At 66.0% G+C, this 19,812-nt stretch carries 15 protein-coding genes; 12 read left to right on the top strand and 3 right to left on the bottom strand.

Translation table 11 applies throughout. The features are described from left to right. Nucleotides 1-163 precede the first annotated feature (163 nt). Genes V3B30_RS14985 through fdnG form a run of 3 tightly spaced genes read right to left on the bottom strand, consistent with a single transcriptional unit; the run spans nt 164 to nt 4,804 of the window. Nucleotides 164-811 carry a formate dehydrogenase subunit gamma gene (locus tag V3B30_RS14985; protein WP_100473796.1) on the bottom strand — a complete coding sequence of 216 codons (648 nt, stop codon included), beginning with the start codon at nt 809-811 and terminating at the stop codon, nt 164-166. Beyond that, complete coding sequence (fdxH, locus tag V3B30_RS14980; RefSeq protein WP_100473795.1) at nt 808-1,725, bottom strand: formate dehydrogenase subunit beta; 918 nt, start codon at nt 1,723-1,725, stop codon at nt 808-810. The genes V3B30_RS14985 and fdxH overlap by 4 nt, the downstream gene beginning before the upstream one ends. A 10-nt stretch (nt 1,726-1,735) precedes the next feature. Next, nucleotides 1,736-4,804 (bottom strand): formate dehydrogenase-N subunit alpha, encoded by a 3,069-nt coding sequence (gene fdnG / locus V3B30_RS14975; protein ID WP_157804643.1) that lies wholly within the window; start codon nt 4,802-4,804, stop codon nt 1,736-1,738. A 290-nt stretch (nt 4,805-5,094) separates the two neighbouring features. Here fdnG and gmk point away from each other — a divergent pair, with 290 nt between their 5' ends. From gmk to V3B30_RS14915, 12 genes are all read left to right on the top strand, one after another. Beyond that, nucleotides 5,095-5,760, top strand: coding sequence for a guanylate kinase (gene gmk / locus V3B30_RS14970; RefSeq protein WP_032956072.1), 666 nt, complete (start codon nt 5,095-5,097; stop codon nt 5,758-5,760). A 110-nt stretch (nt 5,761-5,870) separates the two neighbouring features. Continuing rightward, nucleotides 5,871-6,170 carry a DNA-directed RNA polymerase subunit omega gene (rpoZ, locus tag V3B30_RS14965; RefSeq protein WP_005410877.1) on the top strand — a complete coding sequence of 100 codons (300 nt, stop codon included), beginning with the start codon at nt 5,871-5,873 and terminating at the stop codon, nt 6,168-6,170. Between the two features lie 106 nt (nt 6,171-6,276). Beyond that, complete coding sequence (locus V3B30_RS14960; RefSeq protein WP_262083754.1) at nt 6,277-8,439, top strand: bifunctional (p)ppGpp synthetase/guanosine-3',5'-bis(diphosphate) 3'-pyrophosphohydrolase; 2,163 nt, start codon at nt 6,277-6,279, stop codon at nt 8,437-8,439. A 147-nt stretch (nt 8,440-8,586) separates the two neighbouring features. After that, nucleotides 8,587-8,973 carry a RidA family protein gene (locus V3B30_RS14955; RefSeq protein WP_049461736.1) on the top strand — a complete coding sequence of 129 codons (387 nt, stop codon included), beginning with the start codon at nt 8,587-8,589 and terminating at the stop codon, nt 8,971-8,973. A 7-nt stretch (nt 8,974-8,980) separates the two neighbouring features. Next, entirely contained in the window at nt 8,981-11,092 is a 2,112-nt protein-coding gene (gene recG, locus V3B30_RS14950; protein WP_262083755.1) for an ATP-dependent DNA helicase RecG, read from the top strand. Nucleotides 11,093-11,579: 487 nt separating this feature from the next. Beyond that, nucleotides 11,580-12,518, top strand: a complete 939-nt coding sequence (locus V3B30_RS14945) for a nucleoside hydrolase (RefSeq protein WP_262083756.1) — start codon at nt 11,580-11,582, stop codon at nt 12,516-12,518. Nucleotides 12,519-12,606: 88 nt separating this feature from the next. Next, a complete protein-coding gene (locus V3B30_RS14940; protein ID WP_005418951.1) occupies nt 12,607-12,849 on the top strand; it encodes a type B 50S ribosomal protein L31 in 243 nt (80 codons plus the stop codon). A gap of 296 nt (nt 12,850-13,145) precedes the next feature. Then, on the top strand, nt 13,146-14,423 hold the full coding sequence (locus V3B30_RS14935) for a citrate synthase (RefSeq protein ID WP_014038331.1): 1,278 nt from the start codon (nt 13,146-13,148) through the stop codon (nt 14,421-14,423). 258 nt (nt 14,424-14,681) lie between these two features. Beyond that, nucleotides 14,682-15,044, top strand: a complete 363-nt coding sequence (locus V3B30_RS14930; protein ID WP_262083757.1) for a NirD/YgiW/YdeI family stress tolerance protein — start codon at nt 14,682-14,684, stop codon at nt 15,042-15,044. Between the two features lie 343 nt (nt 15,045-15,387). Further along, nucleotides 15,388-15,897 carry a CS1 type fimbrial major subunit gene (locus tag V3B30_RS14925; RefSeq protein ID WP_100473787.1) on the top strand — a complete coding sequence of 170 codons (510 nt, stop codon included), beginning with the start codon at nt 15,388-15,390 and terminating at the stop codon, nt 15,895-15,897. 51 nt (nt 15,898-15,948) lie between these two features. Beyond that, entirely contained in the window at nt 15,949-18,681 is a 2,733-nt protein-coding gene (locus V3B30_RS14920; protein WP_262083758.1) for a TcfC E-set like domain-containing protein, read from the top strand. After that, nucleotides 18,678-19,811 carry a CfaE/CblD family pilus tip adhesin gene (locus tag V3B30_RS14915; protein ID WP_262083759.1) on the top strand — a complete coding sequence of 378 codons (1,134 nt, stop codon included), beginning with the start codon at nt 18,678-18,680 and terminating at the stop codon, nt 19,809-19,811. Before V3B30_RS14920 ends, V3B30_RS14915 begins: the two co-directional genes overlap by 4 nt. Nucleotide 19,812 lies beyond the last annotated feature (1 nt).

Raw genomic sequence — 19,812 nt, 5'->3', positions numbered from 1 at the left:
GTGGGTCAGGGTGCGGGGGCGTGAGCCGCATGGATGCGGCGACCGAGCTTACATGGATGTACTTGCAGCGTCCCCCGCACCCTGACCCACCCCGCCATCCCACGGATAGCCGCTGTTGCTGTTGCCTTGGCTCGAGGCGGGTGCAGGGCCGCAGGCCCTGCCGCTAACCCTGTTCCCGTCGTCCGCGCAGGATGTCCCGGAACCACTGCCGGTGATGCTTGTACGCCCACCCGTAGGTCACCTTGCCCTGGGTCATTGCCCGAACAGACCCCTTGATCCAGATCGCCGCATAGATGTGCACCACGATCGCGCAGACCAGCACCCAGCCGAACAGCGCATGGGCAAGTACCGAGAAGCGGATCACCCCGATCGGGAAGAAGTGGCTGAAGTACTGCCGCCAGATCACGAAGCCGGTCAGCAGCAGTGCCGACAGGCAACCAATGATCGCCCAGAACAGCAGTTTCTGGCCGGCATTGAAGCGGCCCACCGGCGGCAGCCTCTCGTCCTCGTTGCGCAGCACATCACGCATGCCGCGCATCCACTTGCCATCATCGGCGGTCGGCAGGTTGTCGCGCCACATGCGGAACGCCAGCAACGTAAAGCCGATCACCATGGCCAAGCCGATGAACGGGTGCAGGATGCGCGTCCACGGTCCGCCACCGAACAGCTGGGTCAACGGGAACAGGGCAGGGTGGAACAACGCCAGCCCGGACAGCGCCGTCAGCACGAAGCAGATCGCCACGATCCAGTGGTTGATGCGGGTCGGCGCGCGGTAGCGGATGATCTGCCGCGGGTGCGGGGCGTACTTCATGGCCGCTGCTCCTCTTCGATCTGCTTCGCCTCGTGTTCGGCTTCCTCTTCTTCCTCGTCATTGACCGTGTTGCGGCCGATGCCGATGTAATGCAGGAAGCCGGCGAAGGCGGTGGCGGCGATCGCCAGCACGCCCAGTGGCTTGGCCACGCCCTTCCAGACTTCCACCATCGGGCTGATGCGCGGGTCCTTGGGCAGGTCGGCGTACAGCTCGGGCTTGTCCACATGCTGCAGCACGTACATCACGTGGGTGCCGCCCACACCCTGCGGGTCGTACAGGCCGGCGTTCTCGTAGCCGCGCGATTTCAGGTCTTCCACGCGGCCGGCGGCATGCTCGGTCATCGCCTGCTTGCTGCCGAAGGTGATCGCACCGGTCGGGCAGGTCTTCACGCAGGCCGGTTCCTGGCCTACCGCCACCCGGTCCGAACATAGCGTGCACTTGTAGGCCTTGTGGTCCTTCTTGGAGATGCGCGGCACGTCGAACGGGCAACCGGTCACGCAGTAGCCGCAGCCGATGCAGTTCTCTTCCTGGAAGTCGACGATGCCGTTGGCGTACTGGATGATCGCGCCCGGCGACGGGCAGGCCTTCAGGCAGCCCGGGTCGCTGCAGTGCATGCAGCCTTCCTTGCGGATCAGCCATTCCAGCTTGCCCTTCTCGTCCTCGTACTCGCGGAACTTCATCACCGTCCACGACTGTTCGCTCAGGTCGGGAGGGTTGTCATAGCTGCCGACGCAGCTGCCGACCTCGTCGCGCAGGTCGTTCCATTCCATGCAGGCGACCTGGCAGGCCTTGCAGCCGATGCACTTGCTCACATCGATCAGCTTGGCGACCTGGCCGGTGTGCGCACCGCGCGCCTCCGGCGAGGGCGTGGTGGTGGCCGAGCGGCGGATGATGTCCAGCGATTGCAGTGACATGGCGTGTCTCCTACACCTTCTCGACCTTGACCAGGATGCACTTCGATTCGGGCGTCTGCGAGTTGCCGTCACCGATGGCGTTGGTCAGCGTATTGGCGATGTATCCGGGCTTGGCGGCACCGAGGAAGCCCCAGTGGATCGGCACGCCCACCTGGTGCACGGTCCGGCCATCGATCTGCAGTGCCTTGATGCGCTTGGTCACCATCGCCACCGCTTCGATGTGGCCACGCTTGGAGCTGACCCGCACGCGGCTGCCGTTGTTGATGCCGAGCTCGTCGGCCAACGCCGCGCCGATCTCGACGAACTGCTCGGGCTGGATGATGGCGTTGAGCTTGCCGTGCTTGGTCCAGAAGTGGAAATGCTCGGTCAGGCGGTAGGTGGTGGCCACATGCGGGAACTCGTCCGGCGAACCGATCTGTGCACGATCGCTGGCGAACACCCGTGCCGCCGGATTATTCAGCGTCAGTGCCTGGCCGGGGCTGAGCGGGTTGCTGCGCAGCGGTGTATCGAAGGGCTCGTAGTGCTCCGGGAACGGTCCCTCGGCCATGCCGGCCTTGGCGAAGAAGCGGGCGATGCCTTCCGGGTTCATGATGAACGGGCCCATCCCGCCGGCCGGATCTTCATCGGCCTTGAAGTCCGGCACGTCCACACTGCCCCAGTTCTTGCCGTTCCACGCCAGCAGCGTGCGGCGCGGATCGAACGGCTGGCCAGCCACGTCGCACGAAGCGCGGTTGTACATCACCCGGCGGTTGGCCGGCCACGCCCAGGCCCAGCCCAGCGTGTTGCCGATGCCGGTGGGGTCGCTGTTGTCACGCCGCGCCATCATGTTGCCGGTCGGGCCCCAGGCGCCGATGTAGATCCAGCAGCCAGAGGAGGTGCTGCCGTCGTCGCGCAGGTCGCCGAATGCGGCCAGCTGCTCGCCGGCCTTGCGCACCAGCTTGGTCGGATCCTTCGGATCGAACACGTCGGCCAGCGCCTTGCCGTTGTATTCCATCGCCAGTTCTTCCGGCGTCGGCAGTTCCGGGTTGGAATACTTCCAGGCCAGGTCGCGCACCGGCTCCCACCATGCACCACCGTCCTTCTCGTACATCGCTTTGATGCGATGGAACAGCTCGGACATGATCTCGATGTCACTGCGCGCTTCGCCCGGCGGATTGGCGCCCTTCCAGTGCCATTGCAGCCAGCGCGAGGAATTCACCACCGCGCCGTTCTCCTCGGCGAAGGAGGTGGTCGGCAGGCGGAATACTTCGGTCTGGATCGTGCTGGGGTCGACGTCGTTCAGCGCACCATGGTTCTGCCAGAAGGCGATGGTCTCGGTTTCCAGCGGGTCCATGCTGACCATGAACTTCAGCTTGGAGAACGCGCTGATCAGCTTGCCCTTGTTCGGCGCCGAGGCCAGTGGGTTGAAGCCCTGGCAGATGTAGCCGTGGATCTTGCCCTCGTTCATCAGCTCGTACGCCTGCAGCATGTCGTACGGCTTGTCGAGCTTGGGCAGATGGTCGAAGCACCAGTTGTTGTCGGCGGTGGCCGCGTCGCCCCACCACGACTTCATCAGGCTGACGTGGAACTTCGGGTAGTTCTGCCAGAACGACATCTGGTTGGCGCGCAGCGGCTTCTGCGTGCGCTTGGCGATGTAGGCGTCGTAGTCCTGCTCGTCCTGTTTCGGCAGCGTCAGGTAGCCGGGCAGCAGGTCGGACATCAGGCCGATGTCGGTCAGGCCCTGGATGTTGGAATGCCCGCGCAGCGCGTTCATGCCGCCACCGGCCACGCCGATGTTGCCCAGCAGCAGCTGCACCATGGTGCCGGCACGCACGTTCTGCGCGCCCACCGAATGCTGCGTCCAGCCGAGCGCGTACAGGATGGTCATCGCCTTGTCCTTGCCGGCGGTGGAGGCGATCATGTCCCACACTTGGCGGATGCTGTCGGCCGGCGTGCCGCAGATGCGTTCGACCATCTCCACGGTATAGCGCGCGTAGTGCTGCTTGAGCAGGTTGTAGACGCAGCGCGGGTCCTTCAGCGTCGGGTCGCTGCGCACGAAGCCATCGTCACCGTAGGCATAGTCCCAGCTGGAACGGTCGTAGCTGCGCTTTTCCTCGTTGTAGCCCGAATACAGGCCGTCGTTGAAAGCGAACTCGTCCTTCACCAGGAACGACATGTCGGTGTAGTTCAGCACGTACTCGTGCTGGATGCGGTCCTCGGTCAGCAGGTAGTTGATCAGGCCGCCCAGGAACACGATGTCGGTGCCGGTACGGATCGGCGCGTACACGTCGGCCACCGCGGCCGAGCGGTTGAAGCGCGGATCGACCACGATCAGCCGGGCCTTGTTGTGTGCCTTGGCCTCGGTCACCCATTTGAACCCGCATGGGTGTGCCTCGGCGGCATTGCCACCCATGATCAGGATCAGGTCGGCATTCTTGATGTCGACCCAGTGATTCGTCATCGCACCACGGCCTAGCGTCGGGGCAAGACCTGCCACCGTCGGGCCGTGTCAGACACGTGCCTGGTTGTCGAATGCCAACATGCCGAGGGAGCGCACGACCTTGTGGGTCAGCACCGCGGTTTCATTGCTGGTGGCCGAGGCCGCCAGCATGCCGGTGGTCAGCCAGCGGTTGACCGTCTGCCCGGCCTCGTTCTTCTGCACGAAGTTTGCATCGCGGTCTTCCTTCATCAGCCGCGCGATGCGGTCCAGCGCATCGTCCCAGCTCAGCCGCTTCCACTCGTTCGAGCCCGGCGCGCGGTACTCGGGGTAGAGCAGGCGCGATTTGCTGTGGATGATGTCGGCCAGGCCGGCACCCTTCGGGCACAGCGTGCCGCGGTTGACCGGGTGGTCCGGGTCGCCCTCGATATGGAAGATGCTCGGCTCGGCGTTCTTGGCACCGTCGCCGAGGCTGTACATCAGGATGCCGCAGGCCACCGAACAGTACGTACAGGTGTTGCGGGTCTCGGTCGCGCGGGTCAGCTTGTACTGCCGAACCTCCGCGAGCGCGACGCCGGGCGCGAAGCCCATCAGTGCCAGGCTGGAGCCGACCAGGGTTGTCCCGGTCACTTTCAGGAACTGGCGGCGGCTCATCGATGGCATGCCGTTCTCCTGGGATGGCGGGGAGGCGCAGGCCTCCGGGCTGTCGTTGGGTACGGCCCGGTTATAGCACAGGCCCCCGGATGCCCATGTGGCACAAGGCCCGGCGCCTGCCGGGAGGGCGCGCAACGGGGTTGCTCTGGTAAAGTTGCGTGCCCGCACCCCGGGGAAGCGTCTGCCGGGCCTGGTTCCAGGATGTTCCGCGCAGCTCCCGCCGTCCTGGCGCGATCCTCCGCGCCGGATCAGGAACACCGAGGAAAAATTTTGCGAAATCAACCCGTTGGATCCCCCGCATGAGCGCTCCGTCGAAGCCGTCGGACGCCGTTGCGCGCGGCACGCTGTACATCGTTGCCGCGCCGTCCGGCGCCGGCAAGAGCAGCATCGTCAACGCCACCCTGGCGCGTGATCCGCAGATCGCCCTGTCTATCTCCTTCACCTCGCGCGCGATGCGCCCGGGTGAAGTGAACGGCCAGCACTACCATTTCGTCTCTGCGGAGAGGTTCGAGGAAATGATCGCCGCCGGCGACTTCTTCGAGCATGCCTGGGTGCACGGCGACTGGAAGGGCACCGCCCGCCAGTCGGTGGAGCCGCAGCTGGCTGCCGGCCAGGACGTGCTGCTGGAAATCGACTGGCAGGGCGCGCAGCAGGTGCGCCAGCTGGTGCCGGGCACGGTCACCGTGTTCATCCTGCCGCCGTCCAAGCAGGCCCTGCAGGACCGCATGCGCAAGCGCGGCCAGGACAGCGAGGCGGTCATCGCCCAGCGCCTTGGCGCGGCCCGCGACGAGATGCTGCACTTCAACGAGTTCGACTACGTCATCGTCAACGAGGTGTTCGACACCGCCGTCGATGAGCTGTGCGCCATCTTCACCGCCAGCCGCCTGCGCCGGGAGGCCCAGAAGGTCCGCCACGCCGGCCTGATCCAGGCCCTGCTGACCCCCGATCCGGGTGCAACTGACTGATTCCAAAAGAATCGGGTGGGGGTTGGCTTGATTTTGTCCAGCCCCTGCCGGTACACTTCGCCCCCTTTCCCTCATTCGACTGAGCGGCCGACCGGTCGCCGGGAGCCCGTATGGCCCGCATCACCGTAGAAGATTGCCTGGAAGTCGTTAACAACCGTTTCGAACTGGTCATGATGGCTTCCAAGCGTGCCCGCCAGCTCGCCAACGGCGTGCAGGCCACGCTGGACAACAGCGAGACCGAGGACAAGCCGACCGTACTGGCGCTGCGCGAAATCGCCGCCCGCAAGATCGACAACGCGCTGATCGACGAAGTCGAGAAGGCCGAGCGTGAGCGCGCCGAGCGCGAAGCGCTGGAGTGGGCCGCCGCAGAAGTGGTCGCCGACGAAGACATGTCCAAGAACGACGATTGATCGCATCGATCAACGTAATCGTTGGATGTGCCGAACAGCCCGCCCCGTGCGGGCTGTTTCGCATTCAGGATTTGCCGTAAACGTCGCGCTGGAATAGGCTGCGGGCATGAACCCAGGCCCCACTGCCAAGGTCGCCGCAGCCCCCACTGCCGCCGTACCCGACTACGTCCTCCAGCTTGAACGCGCCGCCCATTACCTGCCGCCGGAACAGCTGCCGCTGTTGCGCCGTGCCTGGGAAGTCGGAGCCTCCGCGCACGCTGGGCAGACGCGCAAGTCGGGCGAGCCCTATATCACCCATCCGGTGGCCGTGGCCCAGGTGCTGGCCGAGCTCGGCCTGGACGTGGAAGCGCTGATCGCCGCGATCCTGCACGACACCATCGAAGACACGCCGCTGACCCGCGAGGCATTGGCCGCCGAGTTCGGCGAAGCCGTGGCTGAACTGGTCGACGGCGTCACCAAGCTGGACAAGCTGAAGTTCCGCGACCGCCAGGAGGCGGCCGCCGAGAGCTTCCGCAAGATGCTGCTGGCGATGTCGCGCGACCTGCGCGTGATCATGATCAAGCTGGCCGATCGCCTGCACAACATGCGCACGCTGGGCGCGCAGAGCCGCGAGGCACGCGGCCGCATTGCCCGCGAGACGCTGGAGATCTACGCGCCCATCGCCCAGCGCCTGGGCATGAGCCTGGTCAAGAGCGAGCTGCAGAACCTCGGTTTCAAGGCGCTGTACCCGTGGCGCCACGCCATCATCGAAAAACACATCCGCAGCCAGCCGGTGGTGCGCCGCGAGGCGATGGCGCAGGTGGAGGTGCAGTTGTCGCAACGCTTGGCCAAGGAGGGGATCGAGCATCGGCTGATCAGCCGCATCAAGACCCCGTGGAGCATCTACAACAAGATGCGCGACGAGAACAAGACCTTCGACCAGGTGATGGATGTGTTCGGCTTCCGCCTGGTGGTGCGCAGCGTACCCAGCTGCTACCACGCGCTGGGTTCGGTGCATGCCACCTTCAAGCCGCTGGATGGCCGCTTCCGCGATTTCATCGCCATTCCCAAGGCCAACGGTTACCAGTCGCTGCACACCGTGCTGTTCGGGCCGTATGGCTCGCCGATCGAAGTGCAGATCCGTACCGAGGAGATGGACCTGATCGCCGAGCGCGGCGTGGCCGCGCACTGGACCTACAAGTTCGGTGGCGATTCGCCCAACAGTGCGCAGAGCCGCGCGCACGCCTGGATCGTCGAGCTGATCGACTCGCAGCGCGCCGCCGGTTCCTCGCTGGAATTCCTCGACAACGTCAAGGTCGACCTGTTCCCGGACGAGGTCTACCTGTTCACGCCGAAGGGCAAGATCCTGGCCCTGCCGCGCAACTCGACCGCGCTCGATTTCGCCTACGCCGTGCATACCGACGTCGGCAACATGGCGGTGGCCTCGCGCGTGGACAAGAAACTGGTGCCACTGCGCACCAAGCTGGTATCGGGCCAGTCGGTGGAGATCATCACCGCGCGCTCGGCCACGCCGAAACCGCAGTGGCTGGAATTCGTGGTCACCAGCAAGGCGCGCACCGCCATCCGCCACCAGCTCAAGCAGCTGGAGCACGAAGACGCCGTGCAGCTGGGCCACCGCATGCTCGACCGGGCGCTGGAAGCGATGGATTCGTCGCTGGAGCGGCTGCCGAAGGGGCGCCTGGATGCGTTCCTGGCCGAACACCGATTCCCCCGCCTGGAGGCGCTGCTGGCCGAGGTCGCGCTCGGCAACTGGATGCCGACCCAGGCCGCGCAGGCGTTGATGGCCTACGCCGAACTGCGGGGCGGCCCGCATTCGCGCCACCACTCGCAGGAAAAGATCCTGATCAACGGCAGCGAGCGCGGCGTGGTCACCTTCGCCGGCTGCTGCCAGCCGATTCCCGGCGACGAGATCATGGGCTACCACACCGCCGGCAAGGGCATCGTGGTACACCGCATGGACTGCCCGAACCTGGCCGAGCTGCGCAAGTCGCCCGAGCGCTGGGTGCCGATCGGCTGGGACACCACCGTCTCCGGCGATTACGACACCTCGCTGGTGGTGGAAGTGGAGAACGGCACCGGCGTGCTGGCGCAGCTGGCCGCCGCCATCGCGCAGAGCCATTCCAACATCGAGCGCGTGGACTACCTGGACCGCGATTTCAACGCCGCCGTGCTGGCGTTCAACATCCAGGTACGCGATCGCAACCACCTGGCCGAGGTCATGCGCCGCCTGCGCCGCCTGTCGGTCGTGCAGTCGGTGCGCCGCCAGTAGGTCCACGCCAGGCGTGGATGATGTCCCGCGCACACGACGCATGGGATCGGATCCATTTCCCGCCAGGAAACGGATCCGATCCCAGCCGATACCGCCCCCACCCGGTACAATCACCGCTCTGTTTTCCCCCAAGCACCGGAGCGTCCCATGTCCCGCCAGATCATCAACACCGAAAAGGCTCCCGCCGCCATCGGCCCGTACTCGCAGGCCGTGCGCGCCGGCAACACTGTGTACTTCTCCGGCCAGATCCCGCTCGACCCGGCCACCGGCGATGTCGTTGGCGCTGGTGACGTCGAAGCACAGGCCCGCCGCGCCTTCGACAACCTCAAGGCCGTGGCCGAAGCCGCTGGCGGCTCGCTGGACAAGGTCGTGCGTCTGGGCCTGTACCTGACCGACTTGGGCGAGTTCGCCAAGGTCAACGCGGTCATGCAGGACTACTTCCAGGCGCCGTATCCGGCCCGTTCCACCATCGAAGTCTCCGGCCTGCCGAAGGGCGCCAACTTCGAGGTCGACGCGGTGATGGTCATCGACTGACCGCCACGTGGCACGCAAGGCGGCGGTCACCCCGGTCCTGTCACCGTCCGGCGAAGCATCCCTGGCGATGCTTGCGGGCGTGGGCCCGGCCGTGGCCGCCAAACTGCAGGCGCGTGGCTTGGCCACCCTGCAGGATCTCTGGCTTCATCTGCCGCTGCGCTATGAAGACCGGACCCGGCTGACCCGCATCGAAGACCTGCGCAACGGCGTGCCGGCGCAGGTGGAAGGGCGGGTGGTCGCGGTCGAGCGTGGCATGCGTTACCGGCCGATGCTGAAGGTCGCGGTGGAGGACGAAGGGCAGGGCACCCTGGTGCTGCGCTTCTTCCATTTCCGTCAGCAGCAGGTCGGCCAGTTCGCGGTCGGCAACCGGCTGCGCTGCTTCGGCACCCCCAAGCCCGGTCATCTTGGCCTGGAAATCGTCCATCCCAGCTACCAGGTGCTGGGCCGCAACGACGATCCCGAACTCGGCGACCGCCTCGACCCGGTGTACCCCACCGTCGAAGGCGTGGGCCCGATGACGATGCGCAAGCTGATCGGCCAGGCCCTGGATCGCCTGCCCGAGGAAAGCACGCTGGAACTGCTGCCCAGCGGCTGGCTGGATGGCCTCGGCCTGCCGTCGCTGCGCAGTGCGCTGCTGACCGTACACCGGCCGCCGCCGGATGCCGATCTGGCCGCGTTGGCAGCAGGCACGCACCCGGCGCAGCGTCGCCTGGCGATGGAAGAACTGCTGGCCCATCACCTCAGCCTGCGTCGCCAGCGCATTGCCTTGCAGGCGCACCATGCGCCTCCGCTGGCCGGCCCCGGCACGCTGGCCAAGGCGCTGCTGAAGCAGCTGCCGTTCGCGCTGACCGGCGCGCAGGCGCGCGTGTTCAAGCAGATCCGCGAGGACCTGGCGCGGCCCAGCCCGATGCTGCGGCTGGTGCAGGGCGATGTCGGCTCCGGCAAGACCGTGGTGGCCGCACTGGCCGCGATGCTGGCGGTGGAGCAGGGCAAGCAGGTCGCATTGGCCGCCCCCACCGAACTGCTGGCCGAGCAACATCTCAACAACCTGCGCGGCTGGCTGGAACCGCTGGGCGTGCGCATCGCCTGGCTGGCCGGCAAGGTCACCGGCAAGGCGCGCGCCAAGGTGATGGAACAGGTCGCCAACGGCGAAGCGCAGGTGGTGGTCGGTACCCATGCACTGATGCAGGACGCAGTGGTGTTCCAGGATCTGGCCCTGGCCATCGTCGATGAGCAGCACCGCTTCGGCGTGCACCAGCGGCTGGCCCTGCGCGACAAGGGCGCGGGCGGCAACAGTGTGCCGCACCAGCTGGTGATGACCGCCACGCCGATTCCGCGCACGCTGGCGATGTCCGAATACGCGGATCTGGATGTCTCGGCCATCGACGAACTGCCGCCAGGCCGCACGCCGGTGCAGACCGTCGCACTCAACAATGACCGCCGTCCGGAGCTGATCGAACGCATCGCGCTGGCCTGCCAGGAAGGGCGGCAGGTGTACTGGGTGTGCACGCTCATCGAGGAAAGCGAGGAGCTGGATGCAACGCCCGCGCAGGCCACCTTCGAATCGCTGCAGGCGCTGCTGCCGGGCGTGCGCGTTGGGCTGGTGCATGGCCGCCTGAAGGCCGCCGAAAAGCTGGCGACGATGGTGGCGTTCAAGGCCGGCGACATCGACCTGCTGGTCGCCACCACCGTCATTGAAGTGGGCGTGGACGTGCCGAATGCCTCGTTGATGGTGATCGAGAACGCCGAGCGCTTGGGCCTGGCCCAGCTGCACCAGCTGCGCGGCCGCGTCGGCCGTGGTTCGGCGGTATCACGCTGCGTGCTGCTGTACCAGGCGCCGCTCTCGCAGATGGCGCGCGAGCGCCTGCAGACCATGCGCGAAACCAACGATGGTTTCGTCATCGCCGAGAAGGATCTGGAGCTGCGTGGCCCGGGTGAACTGCTGGGTACGCGCCAGACCGGCCTGGCCGGTTTCCGCATTGCCGACCTGGCCCGCGACGCCGGCCTGCTGCCTGGCGTGCACGCGCTGGCCGAGCGCCTGCTGGACCAGCACCCCGCGCTGGCCGACCGCGTGGTGCAGCGCTGGATCGGCACGGCCGTGCGCTACGCCTCGGCGTAATGCCGCCTTGGTGGCTGTGGTCCTTGGTCCACACATCCACGCATGGCGTGGATCTACTGTAGAGCCGAGCCCACGCTCGGCTGCTTTTCGCGCTGCGCGCGTGAGTCGAGCCTGGCTCGACTCTACAGAGAGCCGATTCGATCATTTACATTTTCCTCCACGCATTGCGTGGATGTGTCGACCAAGGTCGACACCTACCAGAGCAGAACGCCGTTCCGACAGACCGCGGGAAATTGTCGAAGGCGGGGTGGGTCCGGTGGCGGGGGCGTGAGCGCCATGGATGGCGCGACCGAGGCTACATGGATGTATTCACGCCGTCCCCCGCCATCGGACCCACCCCGCCATCCCACGGATAGCCAGCTTTTGCTCTTGCCGTTGCTCCTGCCTCGGTGGGTGCAGGGCGCAGCCCTGCCAGAACCCCCACCCCCGTACTTGCAACGGTCATCATCCCGGTCCACACTTCGTTGCCGATCTGAAGACGGCAACGATGACCCACAAGATCCCCCTGTTGATCGACACCGACCCCGGTGTGGACGACGCCCTGGCCCTGCTGATGGCCTTTGCCGATGAACGGCACGATGTGGTCGCCCTGACCATCGCCGCCGGCAATGTCGGCCTGCAGTACACCGTCCGCAACGCCCTCAAGCTCTGCGATATCGTTGGCCGCGCCGACGTGCCGGTGTTTGCCGGAAGCCCGGATCCGCTGCTGTATCCCTCCGTCGACGCTGCCCACGTGCATGGCCGTGATGGCTATGGCGACGTGGACCTGCCGCCGCCGAGCCGCCAGGCTGAAGCCGAGCACGCTGCGCTGGCCATCCTGCGCCTGTCGCACGAGCATGCCGGCGAACTGATGCTGGTGATGCTTGGCCCGCTGACCAACCTGGCGCTGGCCCTGAAGCTGGACCCGACCCTGCCCCAGCGCATCAAGCGCATCGTGGTGATGGGCGGAGCGGTCACCTGCCACGGCAACATCACGCCGGCGGCCGAATTCAACATCGCCTTCGATCCGGAAGCCGCGCACGTGGTGTTCACCTCGTTCAAGCACCTGCTGGTGTCGGACTGGGAGGCCACCGTCGCCCACGGCCTGCCGCTGGAAGAAGCCGAGAAGTGGCTGCAGGCCGACTCCGATCGTGCCCGCTTCTATGAGCTGATCTCGCGCAAGACCCGTGCCCTGTCCGAAGACAGCAAGGGCGGCCGCTGGTACACCGCCGATGCGGTTGCCATGGCCTGGGCGCTGAACCCGGAAGGGCAGTTGCAGGTCGAATCGCGGCCGCTGAACGTGGAGCTGAACGGCACGTTCAGCCGCGGCGCCACCATCGTCGACTGGAACCGCCAGACCGGCCAGCCGGACAACTGCGATCTGCTGATGGCCTACGACCAGCAGCGTTTCGAGGCCCTGGTACGCCACGCCCTGGGCGCGGACTGAAGCCGATCGACCGGCACTGGTTGCCCCGGGCGGCAACCGGTGCTTATAATGCCGCTCTTGACCACCAGCCCATTTACGGTGTGAGCCCATGAAGGCCGATATCCATCCGAACTACCGCGACGTCGTCTTCCATGACGTCACCTCCGATTTCAAGTTCCTGACCCGCTCGACCATGGGCACGAAGGAAACCATCCAGTGGGAAGACGGCAACGAATACCCGCTGGTCAAGGTTGAAATTTCCTCTGCTTCGCACCCGTTCTACACGGGCAAGCACAAGGTCATCGACACCTCGGGCCGTATCGACAAGTTCCAGAAGCGCTACGCGCGCTGATCTGTCGATCCCGCTTCGAACCGACGGCCGCGCTCTGCGCGGCCGTTTGTTTTTCCCCGACGCCTACCCAACGGGCGTTTGGATGGGCGGAACACTGCGTTCGTATGACAACGCTTTTGCCGATCCGGGCCGCTTGCTGGCCGGGTTCTGGCCGCCTGCCGTCTACGACTTCTGTCTAGCGCCGGGCAAATGCTGCTGTGCGATAATGGCGTGATCCACGACACAGGTCGTGGACGTCATTCACGTGCCTGACCAATGCGCTTGGGCAGGCGCCTTCCCATGAAGGAGCGCACACAGTGTCCGATCTTGATCAGGTCACGCTCAACGCCGGCGATAAGTCGGTCGTTCTGCCCGTCATCAAACCCACCCTTGGCAACGACTGCGTCGACATCGCGAAGCTGACCAAGGAAACGGGGTTCTTCACCTACGATTCCGGCTTCACCGCGACGGCCAGCTGCAAGTCCGCCATCACCTACATCGACGGCGACAAGGGCGTGCTGCTGTACCGCGGCTACCCGATCGAACAGCTGTCGGAAAAGTCGAGCTACGTCGAAGTGGCCTACCTGCTGATCAACGGCGAGCGCCCGAGCGCCGAGCAGCTGAAGGCCTTCACCGATGAGCTGACCGCCGAAGCCAACGTCGATGATTCGATCAACACCCTGATCGGCAGCTTCGCCAAGGATGCCCACCCGATGGCCATCCTGGCAGCCGCGATTGCGCAGCTGTCGGCCATCTACCACGACTCGCTGGACCTGTCCGACGCAGAACAGCGCCGCCAGGCCGCCGTGCGCCTGATCGCCAAGGTGCCGACCCTGTCGGCGCTGATCTACCGCCACGGCAAGGGCCTGCCGGCCAACAAGCCGGACACCTCGCTGGACTACGTCAGCCGCTTCCTGAAGCAGACCTTCGAGTCGGCTGACGGCCAGTACGATCTGAACCCGGACGTGGTCAAGGCGCTGGACCTGCTGTTCATCCTGCACGCCGACCACGAGCAGAACGCCTCGACCTCGACCGTGCGCCTGGTCGGCTCGACCGGCGCCAACCCGTACGCGTCGGTCGCCGCTGGCGTCACCGCGCTGTGGGGTCCGGCCCACGGCGGTGCCAACGAAGCCGTGCTGAAGATGCTGGAAGAGATCGGCAGCGCCGACAACGTCGAGTCCGCCGTGGTCAAGGCCAAGGACAAGACCTCCGGCTTCCGCCTGATGGGCTTCGGCCACCGCGTCTACAAGAACTTCGACCCGCGCGCCAAGGTCATCGGCGAGATGACCAGCAAGGTGCTCAAGCAGCTGGGCGTGCAGGACCCGCTGCTGGACGTGGCCGTGAAGCTGGAACAGGCCGCGCTGCAGGACGAGTACTTCGTCGCCCGCAAGCTGTACCCGAACGTCGATTTCTACAGCGGCATCATCTACAAGGCGCTGCAGATCCCGACCGAAATGTTCACCGTCATGTTCGCCCTGGGCCGTACCTCCGGCTGGGTCTCGCATTGGCTGGAACAGCAGGTTGATCCGGAAATGAAGATCGGCCGCCCGCGCCAGGTCTACACCGGCAGCGACGTGCGCGACTACCAGGGCTGATCGCCCCGCGTAGATTGTGCCAAGAACGCCCCGCATTCGCGGGGCGTTCTTTTTGGGGGAGCGGACCTGACAGGTGCGGACCGTGGGACCGCACGATCCTCTGGAGTCGAGCACGGACTCGCCGCTGCACGCGCGCGCTTCAGGATCTGAATGCTTTCTGACAATGAATGTCGCTTTCACATCTTTTCGGATCTATTGCATAGGCATCACATCCGAGGCGATAGAACCTGCGGGTACCACTCAACCATGGAGAACACCATGAACCGACTGCTTGCCGTTGCCCTCATCGCCACGCCGCTGGCCGTGCTGAGCCCGCAGGTGTCCGCGCAGTACACCGGCCCAGGCGCAGGAACCGCTGTCAGTACCGTCAACGACGCGCGCGCCCAGCGCGACGACCACCCGGTGGTGCTGCGTGGCAACCTCGTCACCAAGCTTGGTCACGAGCGCTACCAGTTCCGCGATGCGAGCGGTCAGATCGAAGTGGAGATCGACGACGAAGACATGCCGCCGCAGGCCGTCGGTGCTGATACCGTGGTCGAGCTGCGTGGCAAGGTCGATACGCATCGGTTCAAGCCGACCGACATTGATGTTGACCGCGTTGCCGTGGTGCCCGCGGGCTGAGGCTCGCTTGTGGTGGTGACATGGCGTGAGTCGAGCCACGCTCGACTCACGCGCCAAGCGCGTATCAGAAGAGCAGCCGACTAACAGTCGACTCTACAAAAGCAAGGCAATGAGGTTTCTTGCATTCCACAAATGAGGGGAATTGCATAACTCTCAAACATTGAACGCCCTCAAGGATTCTCCTTAACGTTCAGTGATTTAGGAAAGCTTGAATGGTCTGCACAGCAAGGGGTTTCTAACATTCTCTCCGTCGCCCGCACCCATCCCCGCGGGCGGCGCTTCCCTCCCTTTTCTCCTTGGGGAGGGGAGCTTTCATATTCCCCCTTGTCCGAGAGAGACAACAATGCACGCCATTCTCAAGAAGGCCGCGCTCGCTGCAGCGCTGGCCACGGCTTCGCTGTCCGCGCATGCCGTGGAAACCAAGATCTCCGTCTACGCCGACGTCGACCCGACCCTGGCCCTGCTGCGTGATGACGGTACTCCGCTGCCGGATATGGTCACCCTGACCCACGACCCGCTGCGCGGGCTGATCCCGGATACCCAGCGTGTGCGTATCCATTCCAATGATGAGAAGGCCGACATCGAGGCCCGTATCGACGGCCCATTCGTCCTGGCCAACGAGACCGGCACCGTCACCATCCCGATGACCGTCAGCCTGAACAATCGCACGCTGGATGCCACTGCGATCGAGTACAAGGCGGCTGATCTGTTCACGGGTGCTGGCTCTACCCCGGGCGCCTCGATTTCGATGCCGTTGACCATCGCCCAGACTACCCCGGCGCCGATCACCACCAAGGGCCGCTACGGCGGCATCGTCAGCGTCGTGCTGAACCAGAAGGCCACCACGCCTTAATTCCCGCGCCGGCCCGCACGCCGGGCCGGCTGCTTTTCCAGCGGTACCCCCATGACATCACACGCCCCCGCCATCACCCGGCTGGCGGTCGCGCTCGCCCTGGCGTTGTCCACTCCACTGGTGGCCGCACGCGGCGTCCCGCCCGGCTTCGAGGATCTGGTCGAAGGCCAGACCGAACAACTCGACATCCAGCTGTTCGGCCGCTCGGCCGGGCTGTCGCCGGTGCGCGTGACCCTGGAGCACGTACAGCTGGAAGATCCCGCCCGCGTACTGCAGGCGCTGGATCTGCCCGCCGAGGCGCAGGCCGCGCTGTTGCCCGCGTTGTCACAGCCCATGCCGCGCAACAGCCACCTGGCCTGCCGCTACGGTGGCGCCACCGCCGGCTGCGGTTATCTCGATCCACCGAAAGACCCCGCCGCCGTGAGCGCGCTGTACGACGAAGGCGAGGGCGCGCTGCGCCTGTTCGTCGCCCGCCAGTGGATTCCCGGCAAGCCGGCCGCCGAGCGCTTCCACCGCGTCAGCGCCAACGCCGAGAACGCCTTCCTGCACCAGCAGGTGATCAATGTGAGTGGCAGCCGCGACTACCAGACGCTGTCCGCGCGAGGCACCGGCGTGCTGGGCCTGTTTGATCGCGGGCATGTCTCCGCCGAATGGAACTTCAACCAGCAGCGCTACCGCAGCCGCGGCAGTGACAGCGCGTTCGAGTTCGACAACATCTATTACCGCCACGACCTGGGGCAGGCGCATTATCTGCAGGCCGGGCGCATGGATCGCCGCAACCTGTCCAGCCCGCAGGGCGGCACCTTCAGTTTCAGCATGCTGCCGCTGGACCGCTTCCAGGGCCTGCGCGTGGGCACTACCCAGGCCTACGTGGACGCTGATGCTGCCGTGCAGGCCACGCCGCTGACCGTACTGCTGGCGCGCGACGCACGCGTGGATGCCTACGACGGCACGCGCCTGCTGCAGACCTTCTACCTGCAGGCCGGCATCAACCAGATCGACACCCGCAACTTCCCGTTCGGCAACTACAACATCACCCTGCGCATCTACGAAGATGGCGTGCTGGTGCGCAGCGAAGACGCGCCGTTCGACAAGGGCGGCGACTGGACCAACAGCCAGTGGCAGTGGTTCGTGCAGGGCGGCAAGCGCAGCGAGCGCCGCAGTGATCGCTTCGATGGCGAACGCGTGGCGGTGGCTGGCATGCGTGTGCCGCTGGGCCGCGACGTGGCGGTGGTGGCCGGCGCTGCCGACCTCGGCGGCTTCCGCTACGGCGAACTGCGCGTGGACCTGCGCCGCCTGTACGCCACCCAGGAACTGCGCGCCAGCTTTGGCGGCATGCGCGGCAGCGATGGCAGCACCGGCCAGCAACACCAGCTGTCGTACCGCCGCACCGCGTCCTGGAACATCTACCAGCAGCGCATGCGCGGCAAGGCCTGCCAGTTCGAGGCCGACGCGCGCGATCAGCTGGGCTGCACCAACTCGCTCACCGCTTCGATGGCGCTGCCGCTGGCCGGTGGCAGTGCCTATGTGGGCTACACGCGGCGCCAGACCTGGCGCGCAGGACGCATGCTGCCGGGCGCAGAAGACGATCCGCTGGCCGGGCTGGACCCGTTGCTGCCGCCGCCGGCGCAATGGCAGCCACGACGCGAGCCGCAGCTCAGCCGCACCTGGCAGGCCAGCTTCAGCCGCAGCCATCGCTGGCAGGATTTCAGCGTCTCCACGCGCGTGGGCGTGTGGCAGCAGCGTGCCAGCGACAGCCTGCGCGGCAGTGATCAACGCGACCGTGGCATCTACTTCAACCTGAGCCTGACCCGCCTGCTGCGCGGCACCGCCGGCAGCGGCCAGCGCCGCTACAGCGTGGACGTGCGCCAGCCGCAGCACCAGCGCCCGGACATCAACTACAGCATTGGCCACAGCCTGCGCCAGGACGTCGATGCGCAGTACCGCGAGCTGTCGGCCGAACTGCGCGCCAACAACAGCGACCGCTACAGCGCCACGCTCAGCGGCCAGCTGCAGAACAGCCTCGGCCAGAGCGGCGCCACGCTGGCGCACTACCAGCAGCGCGGCCGCAGCGAGACCGCCTACAGCGGCATGCACAGCTCCGGCTTCGCGCTGGGCAAGCGCGGCTTCTACTGGAGCGGCAGCAATGGCGCCGATGCCGGCCTGGCCGTGCAGGTGGCCGACACCGATGACGTCGACCTGCGCGGTGTGGCGGCCGAACTGCAGGTGGGCGGCCTGCGCAGGCAACGCCTGCAGATTGGCGAGCGCCGGTTGCTGCCGTTGTCGTCGTACCAGTCGCATCGCGCCGAAGTGCAGGATGCCAGCACGCTGGACAGCATCGCCGCCATCCGCGTGACCGGCGTGGGTGGCGCGCGGCCGATGTTCCTCAGCCCCGGCCGCCTGATGCGCATGCCGGTGCCGATCGAGGTGACCTACACCTTCATCGGCAACGCCAAGGATCTTGCCGGAGCGCCGCTGGGCGGCGCCCGCATCCTCAACGCGCCGGTGCCCGGCACCAGCGCCAACGGTGGCTTCGTCGCCGACTTCCCGCGTCGCGAGACAACGCTGTACCTGCTGCAGGACGACCGCCTGCTGCACTGCCCGCTGCAGGTGCGTGAGCGCCGCCAGGTGGTGCTGCTGGTCGGTGCCGTGCACTGCGAGCCGCTGGCCGTGGCCCAGCTGCCGCCGCAGATCCGCCAGCAGGCCCGCGTGACCCGCCTGCTGCAGGAACGCGCGTTGATTGCCGCCACGCCCCAGACCGCTGCTGCAGGAGGAACGCCATGAACCGGCGTGTGTTGTTGGTGTTGATGCTGGTGTGTGCACTGGTGGTACTGGCGCCCAGGGCGTGGGCGCAGTGGCCGCCGGAAACGCACCCGACGGATCAGAGCAGGGACATCGTGATGTCGTGGGATCGCTCGGCGGTGCCGGGTGATGTGGAGCTGTGGGCGCCGCGGACGGTGTTGGGGTTCAGCCACGACCTCGCGCTGAAGTATGGGCAGATCCATGTGGTTTGTGGGTCTGCTTCTGATGCTGAGTTTGGGCGGTGTCCGACGGAAGGAACTCCGGCGATATCTACAGGAACAACTGGGATCGCATTGCGCCTTGTAGAGCTGCGGACGGGGCTGCATGCGGAGATTCGGGCATTGGGAAGCCTGCAGCGGGCTATGTCGGGCTATCGCTGTGGTTTCGATTACTGGGATGGTGAGCAGCGCAAGCTGAACGCAACCTACTGGTACCGATGTGGAGCGGATGAACCGATCGGTACAGGTGCGGCTGTGACGGTTCCGGCATCTGAGCTTGCGAGGCTCGTCGCAGGCCACTGGAGGGCCACGATGCGCTTGAACATCAAAGCCGACCCTGCCGCAGCACCAGTAGCCACAGCCACCTTCAATTTCGATTTCACCGTCACCGACTACGACGCGATATCGATCTACTTCCCCGGCTTCGACGGCGTTGCACCGCTGGTCAACATGGACCTGCGCTACGACCCCATTCGCAAGGTCGTCGCCGGGCGCAAGGACGTGGACATGTGCCTGTACGACGGTGTGGGCTCGCAGAGCGAATTCCTCGGCGTCACCGTGCGTGACAGTGGGCCGCGCCCACCGCCAGGGCACGACTTTGCGGTCTGGCATCAGGACGGCGGCAGCGACGATACCCAGCGCCTCGACTACCAGGTCGGGCTGAACTACGGCGGCAACCTGCTGGCGATGAAGCACGGCGAGGAACAGTTGCTGCGCGGCATCGACAGCGCACAACTGCGCATGGTGCGGCTGCCGGGCATCAGCCAGCCCGTGTACTGCGTGCCCACGCCACTGACGCTGGAAACACCGCCCACGCCCATCGCCAGCAAACGCCCCGGTCTCTATGAGGGCGAGCTGACGGTGGAGCTGCGCGTACCGACTGCCAAACCCTGAT

This window comes from Stenotrophomonas sp. SMYL41, assembly GCF_036319965.1.
Taxonomy (GTDB): domain Bacteria; phylum Pseudomonadota; class Gammaproteobacteria; order Xanthomonadales; family Xanthomonadaceae; genus Stenotrophomonas; species Stenotrophomonas maltophilia_R.
The sequence above is the reverse complement of the archived record's forward strand: the minus strand, read 5'-3'. Positions and strand labels throughout refer to the sequence as shown.